This window comes from Desulfosalsimonas propionicica (assembly GCF_013761005.1).
Lineage (GTDB): Bacteria > Desulfobacterota > Desulfobacteria > Desulfobacterales > Desulfosalsimonadaceae > Desulfosalsimonas > Desulfosalsimonas propionicica.
Window position 1 is genome coordinate 86,609 of record NZ_JACDUS010000010.1, and the last position, 12,145, is coordinate 98,753.

The window sequence follows — 12,145 nt, forward strand, 5'->3', positions numbered from 1 at the left end:
AGAAATTCAATCAATCCAGCAGTTCCAGTGCTTTTTCCACCACGTTGCCTGCGGTAAAGCCGTACTCGGCCATGACCCGGCCGCCCTTGCCAGAGGCGCCGAAATCATCCACGCTGATCACCGCCCCGCGGGTGCCTGTATATTTGTGCCAACCCTGGCTGATACCGGCCTCCACTGCCAGGCGCACCGGCACATCCGGGGGCAGGATCTGATTTTTGTAATCTGCGGGCATCTGCTCAAAACGCTCCATACAGGGCATGCTTACCACCCGGGCCTGCTTGCCCTTTTCCGTCAGGATCTGCTGGGCCTCCACTGCCAGGGCCACTTCCGACCCGCTGGCCAGAATCAGTATATCCGGACTGCCCTGGGCATCGGAAATCACGTAGGCCCCGTTTTGCAGGCCTTCGGCCGGGGCAAGCCTGTTTCTGTCAAACACTGGCAGGCCCTGACGACTCAAAATCAGGGCCGTAGGGTGATCGGCGGCGGAAATGGCCATTTTCCAGGCTTCAGCGGTTTCATTGGCGTCAGCCGGGCGGACCACGAAAAGCCGCGGGATGGCCCGCAGGGCCGCCAGGTGCTCCACGGGCTGGTGGGTGGGGCCGTCTTCGCCCACGGCCAGGCTGTCGTGGGTAAACACGTAGACGGCCGGCACGTTCATAAGGGCGGCCAGGCGAACGGCCGGCCGCATATAGTCGGAAAACACCAGAAAAGTGCCGCCAAAGGGCCGCACACCGCCGTGGAGCCACATCCCGTTGACAATGGCGCCCATGGCATGCTCGCGCACGCCAAAACGGATGTTGCGGCCGTCATATGACTGCTTGCCGAAATCGCGCTCACCGTTGATCAGGGTCTTGTTGGAAGGGGCCAGATCCGCGGATCCCCCCAGCAGCTCAGGCATCTTTCCGGCAATGGCGTTTAGCACCGCACCCGAGGCCTTGCGCGTTGCCATGGGTCCATCTTCCGGGGCAAATACCGGAATATCGGCATCCCAGCCCTGTGCGGGCTCATGGGCCATGCGGCGCTGAAATTCCGCTGCCAGTTCCGGAAACGCTTTCTGGTAATCGGCAAACCGCTGGTTCCAGTCGGATTCGGCCTCCTGCCCGTTTTCAATGCACTGGCGCATATGGGCAATTGCCGAATCCGGCACGCAGAACAGGCTGTCCGCCGGACATCCTAAAAACTGCTTGGTCAGCCGCACTTCCTCTTCACCCAGGGGCGCGCCGTGGGCGTCTGCAGAGCCCTGCTTATTGGGACTGCCGTATGCGATATGGGTGCGCATGACCACCATGGAGGGCCGGTTGTTATCTGCCCGGGCTTCTTGCACGGCCCGGCGGATATCTTCTGTGTCATTTCCGTCGGCCACTTCCAGCACCTGCCATCCGCAGGCGGAAAAGCGCCGGCTCACATCCTCGGTAAAGGTAATATCCGTGCTGCCCTCAATGGAGATCTGATTGTCATCATAGATGCAGATCAGTTTTGAAAGCCCCAGATGGCCCGCAAGGGATGCGGCTTCCTGGGAAATGCCTTCCATGAGATCGCCGTCTCCGCACATGACATAGGTGTAATGATCCACGACCTCGTGGCCCGGCCGGTTAAACACTGCGGCCATATGGCTTTCGGCCATGGCAAAGCCCACTGCGCTGGCAATGCCCTGGCCCAGGGGACCGGTGGTAATCTCCACGCCCGGGGTATGACCGGCTTCCGGGTGGCCCGGGGTCCGGCTGCCGTACTGACGGAACTTCTTTAAATCGTCTATGCTCACATCATAGCCGCACAAATGCAAGACGGCATAAAGCATCATGGAAGCGTGGCCCGCAGACAGGACAAACCTGTCGCGGTCCGGCCAGGCGGAATTTTTCGGATTGTGTGCCATGAAATGCCGCCACAGCACGTAAGCGGCCGGGGCCATGCCCAAAGGCGCGCCGGGATGTCCGGATGCGGCATTTTCAATGGCATCCATGGACAGGGCCCGGATGGTGTTGATGCTTGCCAGCTCGGTGTCTTCAAGGTTTCCGGCCGGATCTGGCTTTTTCATGAGCTACTCCTTTTGGCTGTCAGTTCCACCTAAACTGAGCGTTTCAGTTTAAGCGATATTTGCCGGGGCCGGCCTGTGGCCCCTTTTGTTTACAGGGCCCTTAAAAACTCGGGACGAAGGGCGACTTTACCCTCCAGGGCGTCATCGATCATGCGCAGGGTCTTGTCCTTTTCCTCCGGCAATTTGGCCCGGATGGGCAGATAATTGGATGCGTGGTTGGCATGGAAAAGCCCGCCGGACAGGTCCGTTGCAGCCAGCATGGTCCGGAGTTCCGCCAGCATTTCCGCAGAGCCGGGCAACTCAAAACGGCCGGCCTCATAATCCTGGTGCAGGGGCGTGCCCGGAATCAGCATCAGGGAAAGGGCGCCCACATAATCCGGATCCATGGCAGACAGCACCCGGCCGGTTTCCTCGGCATGCACCCGGGAGTGCTCCCGCCCGGCCAGACCCAACAACACGGTCACAGACAGCTTGATGCCCGCATCCTTGATCTTGCGTCCCATTTCAATCATCTTCTTTGACCCGGCGCCCTTGTTAACGGCCTTCAGGGTCTGGTCATCGCCGCTTTCAAGCCCAAGGTAGACAATACCCAGGCCATGGTCCCGCAGTTCTTGAAGTTCCTCCGGGGTTTTCATGGATATGCCCTTGGCGTTTGCATACAGGCCAACCCGTTTGACCCAGGGCAACTGCTTTTCAATTTCCCGGAAATACTTGATCAGCCGCTTCTGGGGAACGATTAAGGCATCCCCGTCGCAGATAAACACCCGGTCCTGCCGCTTGAAGTGCTTGGCGGCATAGGCGATATCGGCCATGATGGTTTCATCTGGCTTGATCTTAAACCGCTCTGACTTGTAGGTGCCGCAAAAGGTGCACTTGTTGTGCGAGCAGCCCACGGTGACCTGCAGCAGAATGCTGTCTGCCTCGCTTGGCGGACGAATAACCATGCCTTCATAGTGCATAACAAAAACTCCTTTAAAAGACTTTCAATCAACGGCCGCAGCCGAAAATATTTTTTCCACACACACTGCAAAAATGATAATATAATTATAAATCAGGATAAATAAAGGCTTTTGGCCTGTTCTTTTATCCAGTCTGCGGATCAAATGCAACCCTTTTTCATTGCACCGGGGCCCATGGCAGGCAACCGCCGGGTTTACATGCAAATCAACTTCTGTTAAAGAGCCTCAATCTCTTTTTCAATCCGCCGGAAAGGTATAACATAATGATTTCAAAATACATCCGCCGAAAGGCAAACCAGTGGCAAAACCTGCGCAACCGCCGCCGGGTCCTGATCATCGAGGATCTCAGGGTGGGCTACATTCCCATTTACAAGGCGGCCTCCACCTCTCTTCGCAACCTTTTCTGCCGCCGCCAGGCAAAACATATCCTGCCGAACCGGGCCGGCCGGAAACTGTCTGTGGACGAAAAACGGCAGGTGGAAAACGGCATACGAAAGTCGGTGAGTGTCAGACAAACCCGCCGGCTCAGGCGGCGCTATTTTTTGTTTGCCTTTGTGCGAAACCCCGTGACCCGGCTTTATTCCTGTTATCTGGACAAGGTCGTGCGCGCCGGCCGGCATGGAAAACAAAATTCCATGCAGCGCTATGGCATACGCCATGACATGAATTTTGAAAATTTTGCCAGACACATTGCCCGTATCCCGGATCAAGATTCCGACCGGCATTTCCGAAGCCAGCACTTTCAAATCTATCACCAGGGCCGGTGCCTGGTGGATTTTGTGGGCAATTTTGAAAACATGGATGCGCACTGGCAGATTCTTTCCGAAAAAACCGGCCTTGAAAAACCGCCCGGCAGCTACCGGCACACAGGGGCCGGAAACCGGCTGAAAAGGCTGCCCCTGGGCCTGGAAACCGCCAAACTCATCTGCCGGCGCTACAGCAAAGACATTGATCTTCTCGGCTACCGGCAGGAAATTGATCAATGGTTGTCCTGGAAGGCGAAACAGGAATCAAAAGAAAATGAAATTGACAAGGCCGGGCCGATGCATTAAGCATAGCGGCAAAACTGCGGTTTTGCCGAAGCCTCAAAAAATACCGGACGCCTCATGGACAAAACAGAAAAAAAACCCCAAAACATGCCGCTTTCACCGGATACCATTGAAACCGGGATGCTTGAACCCATTGAATATGCCTACGGCAGCCGACGCGATATTGAAATCGTCATTGACCAGCCCGAGTACACGGCGGTCTGCCCCAGAACCGGCCTGCCGGATTTCGGATGCATCACCATCTCCTATGTGCCCTCCGGCCATATCATTGAACTCAAATCTTTGAAATACTACCTGCTCCAGTACAGAAGCGTTGGCATCTTCTATGAAAACGCGGTCAACCGGATTCTCGATGATCTGGCGGCCGTGCTTGCCCCAAGGCAGATGACCGTAACCGGGCAGTTCACCTCACGGGGCGGGATTTCCACCACTGTCACGGTCCGCCACCCGGACTGATTTGCCATGCCCTTTAGTTGAAAAATAAAACGAGCGCTCGCTTTTTTATTGACAGGCCCGGCCCGCGGATGTAAAAAAGCGCAAAAACCCAAGCAAAAGGGCCCGCACCCGAGCCATGCCGCACCTGCCCAACACGTCCGTGCCAGCGGAAGACTTCGACGATTTCCGCAAAATGACCCTCTTGTCCATGGAGGAGATCTGCAGGGACATTTTCAAGGAAAACCAGCACCGCATCAAAATCAAAAAAGAGGCTGTTGCGGTGCGCAACCTGGTCAACATCTTCCATACCACCCTTCAAATATCCAATGAAAAGGGTTTCCAGACCATGAGCCTGCGGGATTTGAGCCGGGTTTCAGGGCTTTCCATGGGTGCGCTGTATTCCTATTTTTCCAGCAAGGACGAACTGCTGGAAATGATCCAGAACCAGGGCCGGCGCATTACCTTAAAAATTCTTTCCCAGCGCATCAAGGCCGATGATGCACCCTCTGTTCAGCTCCAGACAGCCATCCGCACCCATTTATACCTTACCGAGGTCCTGCAGCCATGGTTTTATTTCTCCTACATGGAGGCCAAGAACCTCAAAAAAACCCATCGCAAAAAAGCCATTGAAAGCGATCTGGTTACAGAGGAAATTATTCGGGAAATCCTGGAAAAGGGAGTGGAAAAAGGCGAGTTTAGAGTTGACCACCCCATGCTGACCGCCGCGGTGACAAAGGCCATGCTCCAGGACTGGTATCTGAAGCGGTGGAAATATTCGGGAAGAAAAATCCCGGTTCAGGCTTATGCGGATTTTATCATTGAATTCGTGGAAGCCCTGGTGCTGCGGAAATCTTCGGAAAGCAGCCGCTGATACCCATCCAGAAGCGCACAAACCTCGTCTAAGCCGGCAATCTGCGTTACGGCCTGCCGAAACGCGCTGGCCTGGGGCAGACCCTTTAGCAGCCATCCCAGGCGGCTTCGCATGAGCCGGCAGGCATGGACCTCCCCGTATACACTGCACATCAGGTTTGCGTAATTTCTCATGGCGCAAAACCGCATTTCCAGATCCGGTTCAGGCGCCGGCCGGCCTTCGATAAGGGCGCGGATCTGTGCGAAAATCCACGGATTGCCCATGGCGGCCCGGCCGACCATCACAGCATCGCATCCGGTCTGCCGCATCATCTCCAGGGCGTCTACGGCATGACGAATATCGCCGTTTCCGATCACCGGAATGGAAACCCGGTCCTTGACCCTGCCAATCACGGACCAATCGGCTATGCCGGAAAACCGCTGCTGTACGGTGCGGGGATGGACGCAAACCGCATCCACGCCCAGATCCTGGGCCATTTGGGAAAGTGCCAGGGCATCTTTGCCCGAATCATCCCACCCGGTCCGGATCTTGATGGTCACCGGAACGGATACAGTCCGGCGCACTGCTGCAATCACGGCCCCGGCTGCATTAAGATCCTTCATCAGGGCCGCTCCGGCCCCGGTTTTCATCACCTTTTTCACCGAACAGCCGAAATTGATGTCCACAATATCGGCCCCGGCCTGTTCCACCATGGACGCGGCCGTTGCCATCATATGCGGCTTTGCCCCGAAAATCTGGACGCTGACGGGCTTTTCTGCTTGTCCGTGATTCATCATATTCAGGGTTTTGCCGGAATTCTGGTACAGGGCGTTTGCGCTTAGCATCTCGGTGCACACCAATGCGCACCCGTTTTGCCTGATCATGCGCCGGAAAGGCGCATCCGTGATACCGGCCATGGGCGCCATGATTGTAGGGGGCGAAATGGGAATATCACCGACGGCAAATAAAGGATTCTCAGTGTTCATTTATATTCCCGTACCCGGGTTGGCATAGCAATACAGACAATTGTGAAAACAGGGCTGATCGGCATAACCGCCGATGTCTCTTGAAGTCATGCATCCGCAGCCCCTGGCCCGGCGCTGGCCTGCATCCTTTTGAAATGAAAGCCGGCCGCCGAACAATTCCACCAGATACGCATTGGCAATGCAGGCGCCGGGAAAAACCCGGGTGCCCGAAGGCAAAGCTTCCAGTACCTGCTTCTCACAGCAAAGATAAAGCGACATGCCCAGGCTTTCAAGCAGGCGCTGCATGCGCACCACCACCCGGACCTTTTTCTCAAGGGGCGGATCAATCCAGGCAAAACCCTCTGCCGGGGCCTTGCGCCGCCTGACCTTGGCATACAGATCCACGAAACTGGTCACGCACCGCCGCACCCCGAATCCGGCCATGGCCCGTGCGATTGTTTCAAAATCATCAAGATTGCTCTCTGCCCCGTTTGCCGCAGTACGGAAAAAACATACGGGATCAAACCGCCACTGCACAGTCTGTGCCCCGAACCGCCGGCAGAGTTCACCGGCCTGTTCCAGCCGGTCGGCCACGGGGACAATGCCCGGTTCCAGCAGCGGGGATTTGGAATTCAGCGTAAAGTTGAAAAACAGGTGATAGCCGGATTTTTGCAGCCGCTGCCCGCAGCCCTTGTCCAAAAACCGGGAAAAATCCTTGGACCAGAACACAATGGTGTGCACGTCTGCCGGGCCTGCAGAAACCGGGTAAACGACCTGGTTATAGGGATTTTTCACCGCAAAGGATTGCCGGGCGATGCCTTCCATGAACCAGTCCATGTAAAAGGCGGGAATATCGGTGCGCCGGGAAGCGGAGACAACAATCTGATTTTTCATGGCCAAAAGCTTTTTACCGCATCCGCTGTTTTTGTAGGAAGAAAGCCCTGCGGCCGGGGTCAGTTTTTTCGCTCCTGACCGTTTTTGCGGATTCATCAAATGCCTTTGCTTAAAATTTACAAACCCGCCCTGCTTTCCTCAAACAGTTTGATATTTTTGCGCAAAAACGCTCAATGTCGCTTCAAAAGCAAACCCCGCCCTTGGACTTCCTTGGAAGTCTGATTTCAGATGGCGCCGTAAAAAGTTCAAGATCAAGGCTTGCGCAATTTCGAAGAATGCAGCGTACTTATCCGTACGTGAAATTCTGAGAAATTGCGCGTAACGCAGATATTGGACTTTTTTCGGCGCCATCAAAATTATTTGGGCTTGCGGTCCTTTAGGGAAATCACCGTGCCGCCGGAATCGTCGGGGCTGTCCTGGCCGTTTGTGCCGGACTCCTGCTTTTTGGCCGCCTCTTGTTTTTCCGAAACCTGCTCCTCCGGCTCTTCCTGGTCTTCCGGGGGCTCGATCTTTTCCAGGCGCATTCGATTGCCGCCCATTGTAAATTCCCCCCCATTAATGTAGGTATCGCGCAGAATCCAGGTCACGGTCTGCACAGGCACCTGCAGCAGCATAAGCTTGATCTGAAACCAGTCCTTTTTCACATCCGGCCGGATCTCTTCCACCCGGGCAAAGACCACAGGCTGGTCTTCGTGATAAATTAACACAATATCGTTTTCTGCAGCCATATATCCTCTTTTTGCATCCGAAAATCTTTTGGCCGGTATTGTATCAACCGGATGCAGGGCAGTTCAACCGGTTTTTCCCATAACCCGGAATTCAGTCGTTTGAACCCGGGGCAAAAACCGTTTTCAGCCAATAAATCAAACTGTTGCCCGCCAAATTCTCATGGTCGAGCTGATGGATATCCCGGTTTAGCTGTTCAATATCGGCAAACCAGGCCGCCCTTTTGACAAGCCGGCGCTCCGGATCCAGTTCGCGCACCACCCGGGCCGGATTGCCCGCGGCAATCACGTTGGGCGGCACATCGCGCACCACCACCGAGCCTGCGCCGATAATACTGTTTTCCCCGATGGTCACGCCCTTGCACACGGTTGTGCGGTCGCCGAGCCACACATTGTCGCGGATATAAACCGGTGCGGTCTCGCCGATGGTGTGCAGCCGGTCATAGGTGCCGTGCCAGTCCGCATCCGTAATAAAGGTGCTGCCCGCCATCATGCAATTATCGGCAATCACGATTTCATGGGCTGAGCTGATGCGCACCCCGGGGCAGACCAGGCAAAAATCGCCAATGGCAATTTTTCCCATGCCCGGCTTTTCCGGCCATACGGTGAAGCGGACCTTTTTGTCTGAAGTGGTCAGAATGTTAACATGCTGCCCGATGGTAATGGGTGCGCCGAAAATCTTGATATTCCAGGGATGCACGCACATGGCCCCCGGGCCCAGGGCGTCGAGCTGGGGCCGGATAAAACGGCGGGTATAGGCATCCTGAAACCGGGTAAAGGCGCGCTTGAGGAAATAAGGTCGATGATCTTTTCGCAAAAAAACCTGCAGGATTTAAAGGGTTAGGCAAAAAGGCCGGATTCCTCCCAGAATCCGTGATGAAACAAACGACTGGCCGGGGTCAGGTGATACAGGGCGTCTGCGGCCATGAGCACCACAGCATTGGTCCAGGTGATTTTTTCCTCCGGCCAGATCACCATGTCGGGATAGGTAAATCCACACCAGTAGGAGCCGTCTTCAAACCGCCGCTCATGCATCCAGTTGAAAATGATCCCGGCAATCCGCTCATTTCCGGAAGCCGCCAGGGCAAGCACGCACTCGCAGGTTTCCGCCACTGTCACCCAGGGACGGTTGGAAACACAGAGCACGCCCATGTCTTCCACCACGAATTTTTTCCAGTAGTGGTCAAAGCGCTTGCGCGCCGCCCCGCCCGTGACCGCACCGGAAAGTACCGGGTAAAACCAGTCCATGGAATAATGGGACTTGGCGATGTTAAACAGGTGGTAACCGTTTTGTACCGCCTTTTTCAGGCGGCCGGCCGCATCCAGCCAGCCGTCGCATCTTATGCCCAGCACCCGGCTCATGGCAATTGCGCACTTCAAGCTCATATAAATGGAACTCGAACCAGTGAGCAGCGCCATGGGATCGACTTTCAGATCCGGGCTCATGGCCCAGTAAATCTCGCCGCTGGGCGCCTGAAGGCTTAAGGCAAAATCCATTGCCCGGCGCACCGGTTCCCACATTTCGGCAAGAAACCCCTCATCGCCTGTCACCAGGTAATAGTGATACACCCCCACTGCGATATAGGCGGTGACGTTTGTATCGCGGGTCTGGTCCAGGGGCCGGCCGTCCTGGTATGCCGCATACCAGCTTCCGTCTTCCAGCTGCCGGGCGGCCAGCCATTGATATGCCCTTTTTGCGCCCTCCGGATATCCGCCTATGGCCAGCCCCATGGCCGATTCCACGTGATCCCAGGGATCGGTTTTGCCGCCGTCATGCCAGGGGATCTCCCCATCTGACTTCTGGGTCCTGACAATGAGTTCCGATACCTGATCCAGCTCAACCCCGGCCGGCTGCTTCTTGCGTAACACCTCCAGATCCATTCTCGCGTGGCCTTTCCCGTCATCTAAATCATCTGCGTGAGCGGCACACGGCCGCACTTACCCGCCCGGCCCGGATATCGACTGACAGCGGATTGTTGGATTATTTTTTTCCAAATCTGAGTGATTTTTTTAAAATAATCAATATGCCAAAATTCAATTGCGAAAGCAATTTTTTTTACCCGCCTACCCGATATGGGGCATCAGCGCCCAGACAATCGCCCGGAAGTCCGAATCCGGCAATTTGTCCAGACACACAATGCCGCCGTTCTGAAACTTGAAAACCGTGTAATCCGTTTTCCCTGTGGTCAGATAAGATGCCATGCGCTCCATAAAAGGCAAATGGCCCACAAGCATGAGATTTTCATCTGATCGGATCTGCCCGGCAAAGGCTTTGGGGTCATCCAGGGCCTTTAAGCCCCCGGTTTCAGCCACACCTGCGACATTAAGCTTTTTGGCAAAAATATCAGCCGTCTGCCGGGCACGTTTTTTTTCGCTGTGCAGAATCCGGTCTATTTTTACCCCGTAGACAGCCGCTGTATCGGCAATTCTTTCCACCTCGTCTATGCCTTGTTCGGAAAGTCCTTGTTTTTCATCAATTTCCTTTGGAAGGTGTTGGCCATGCTGAACCAGATAAAGTGCCATATCCATCGCCTCCTTTCTGTGCCTTTAAACATGGGTTCCCCCGCCGGCAGGCACATTGGCTGACTGCGGTCCGGGGGCTGCCTTTTCTGTTTTCTACCATAATGCAGAGATAACAGGGATTCAAATCCAAACAAGAAGAAGAGATCGGATTTTTTTGTATAACCTCTTGCCATGGGCGGCCTTGTTTCGATAAGAACAGGTAACCTGAATTTTTCATTTTACTCCATGGATTCAATCAGGTAAGCATGCGGCAGTAAAATATAAAAAGGCCTGAAACTGCAAACAAAGGAAAGCGCATTTATGGGCGGACTTTTCGGATGTACAATGAAAACCGACTGCACAATGGATCTGTTTTACGGAACCGATTATCATTCCCATCTCGGCACCAAGCGGGGCGGTCTGGCCGTCAAAAACAGCCAGGGCATGGCCAAGGCCATCAAGAACATTGAAAACAGCTATTTTCGCACCAAGTTCGAATCCGAGCTTCCCAATCTTCATGGCAAGAAGGGAATCGGGGTGATCAGCGACCATGATTCCCAGCCATTGATCATTGGATCGCACCTGGGCAATTTCGGCATTGCCACGGTGGGCCGCATCAATAACCTGGCGGAACTGGCCCGCTCGGCTTTCAGCCGGGGCATTCATTTCTCGGAAGTGGGCGAAGGCGCAGTCAACCCCACGGAATGCGTCGGGATGCTCATCAACCAGGAAAACAATTTTGTCAACGGCATTGTCAGTGCCCAGGCCGCCATCCGTGGATCCTGCACCCTGCTGCTTCTCACGGAAAAAGGCATCTACGCCGCCAGGGACCGGCTCGGCCGAACCCCCCTGGTGATCGGTAAAAAGCAAGGCGCCCACGCAGTCTCATTTGAAACCACGGCGTTTTTCAACCTCGGATACGAAGCTGTCCATTACCTGGGGCCCGGAGAAATCGTTTTTATCACCGCAGAGGGCTATGAAACCGTCCGTCCGCCCGGCCCGGACATGCAGGTCTGCGCCTTTTTATGGGTCTATTACGGTTATCCGGCATCCAGCTATGAAAACATCTCCGTGGAGCAGGTGCGCTACCGCTGCGGAAAGGCCCTGGCCCGGGCCGATGACATGGAGGTGGACCTGGTTTCGGGCATTCCGGATTCGGGCATCGGCCATGCCATCGGGTATGCAAATGAAAAACAGGTGCCCTATGGCCGGCCCTTTGTCAAGTACACCCCTACCTGGCCCCGCAGCTTTATGCCCCAAAACCAGAACGACCGGGACCTTGTGGCCCGGATGAAGCTGATTCCGGTCACGTCCCTGATTTCCGGTCAACGCCTGCTGTTCTGTGATGACTCCATTGTCCGGGGCACACAGCTCAAGGACAATGTCCGCACCCTGTTTGATGCCGGGGCCCGGGAAGTGCACATGCGCATTGCCTGCCCCACCCTGGTCTATCCGTGCGTGTTTCTCAATTTTTCAACATCGCGCTCCACCCTGGATCTTGCCGGCCGCAAGGCCATCTTTGACATGGAGGGACAGGAGCAGGAGGATACCATCCGGCGGTACGCGGACCCGGATACCCGGCAGACCACCGACATGGTAGAACATATCCGGGAAAAACTCGGACTCAATACCCTGAAATACCAACGTCTTGAAGACATGATCGCAGCCATCGGCCTGCCCAAGGAAAAACTGTGCACCCATTGCTGGGACGGCAGCAGCTATGATTAAGAC

12 protein-coding genes are annotated in these 12,145 nt (G+C 55.3%); 4 read left to right on the forward strand and 8 right to left on the reverse strand.

Going from position 1 to position 12,145, the window contains the following annotated elements; translation table 11 throughout:
* Window positions 1-10: 10 nt before the first annotated feature.
* Entirely contained in the window at window positions 11-2,035 is a 2,025-nt protein-coding gene (gene tkt / locus HNR65_RS14245) for a transketolase (RefSeq protein ID WP_181552188.1), read from the reverse strand.
* 89 nt (window positions 2,036-2,124) lie between these two features.
* Window positions 2,125-2,994, reverse strand: coding sequence for a radical SAM protein (locus HNR65_RS14250; protein WP_181552189.1), 870 nt, complete (start codon window positions 2,992-2,994; stop codon window positions 2,125-2,127).
* A gap of 263 nt (window positions 2,995-3,257) precedes the next feature.
* On the opposite strand from HNR65_RS14250, the gene HNR65_RS14255 reads away from it, so the two are divergent.
* From HNR65_RS14255 to HNR65_RS14265, 3 genes are all read left to right on the forward strand, one after another.
* Window positions 3,258-4,046, forward strand: a complete 789-nt coding sequence (locus HNR65_RS14255; RefSeq protein WP_181552190.1) for a sulfotransferase family 2 domain-containing protein — start codon at window positions 3,258-3,260, stop codon at window positions 4,044-4,046.
* Between the two features lie 54 nt (window positions 4,047-4,100).
* Window positions 4,101-4,499, forward strand: coding sequence for a preQ(1) synthase (gene queF, locus HNR65_RS14260; RefSeq protein WP_181552191.1), 399 nt, complete (start codon window positions 4,101-4,103; stop codon window positions 4,497-4,499).
* Between the two features lie 115 nt (window positions 4,500-4,614).
* Window positions 4,615-5,349, forward strand: coding sequence for a TetR/AcrR family transcriptional regulator (locus HNR65_RS14265; RefSeq protein ID WP_232364787.1), 735 nt, complete (start codon window positions 4,615-4,617; stop codon window positions 5,347-5,349).
* On the opposite strand, the gene dusB is transcribed toward HNR65_RS14265, so the two are convergent.
* The 6 genes from dusB to sixA all read right to left on the reverse strand — a co-directional run bounded on the left by dusB (window position 5,280) and on the right by sixA (window position 10,435).
* Window positions 5,280-6,314 carry a tRNA dihydrouridine synthase DusB gene (dusB, locus tag HNR65_RS14270; RefSeq protein WP_181552192.1) on the reverse strand — a complete coding sequence of 345 codons (1,035 nt, stop codon included), beginning with the start codon at window positions 6,312-6,314 and terminating at the stop codon, window positions 5,280-5,282. The genes HNR65_RS14265 and dusB overlap by 70 nt on opposite strands.
* Window positions 6,315-7,283 carry a DUF1848 family protein gene (locus HNR65_RS14275; protein ID WP_232364788.1) on the reverse strand — a complete coding sequence of 323 codons (969 nt, stop codon included), beginning with the start codon at window positions 7,281-7,283 and terminating at the stop codon, window positions 6,315-6,317.
* A 260-nt stretch (window positions 7,284-7,543) separates the two neighbouring features.
* Window positions 7,544-7,915 carry a hypothetical protein gene (locus HNR65_RS14280; protein ID WP_181552193.1) on the reverse strand — a complete coding sequence of 124 codons (372 nt, stop codon included), beginning with the start codon at window positions 7,913-7,915 and terminating at the stop codon, window positions 7,544-7,546.
* 91 nt (window positions 7,916-8,006) lie between these two features.
* Window positions 8,007-8,729, reverse strand: coding sequence for an acyltransferase (locus tag HNR65_RS14285; protein ID WP_220128402.1), 723 nt, complete (start codon window positions 8,727-8,729; stop codon window positions 8,007-8,009).
* A 23-nt stretch (window positions 8,730-8,752) separates the two neighbouring features.
* Entirely contained in the window at window positions 8,753-9,793 is a 1,041-nt protein-coding gene (locus HNR65_RS14290; RefSeq protein WP_181552194.1) for a glucosidase family protein, read from the reverse strand.
* 183 nt (window positions 9,794-9,976) lie between these two features.
* Window positions 9,977-10,435: a phosphohistidine phosphatase SixA gene (gene sixA, locus HNR65_RS14295; protein WP_181552195.1), complete on the reverse strand. Its 459-nt coding sequence runs from the start codon at window positions 10,433-10,435 to the stop codon at window positions 9,977-9,979.
* A gap of 324 nt (window positions 10,436-10,759) precedes the next feature.
* Here sixA and HNR65_RS14300 point away from each other — a divergent pair, with 324 nt between their 5' ends.
* Complete coding sequence (locus tag HNR65_RS14300) at window positions 10,760-12,142, forward strand: amidophosphoribosyltransferase (protein WP_332309035.1); 1,383 nt, start codon at window positions 10,760-10,762, stop codon at window positions 12,140-12,142.
* Window positions 12,143-12,145 lie beyond the last annotated feature (3 nt).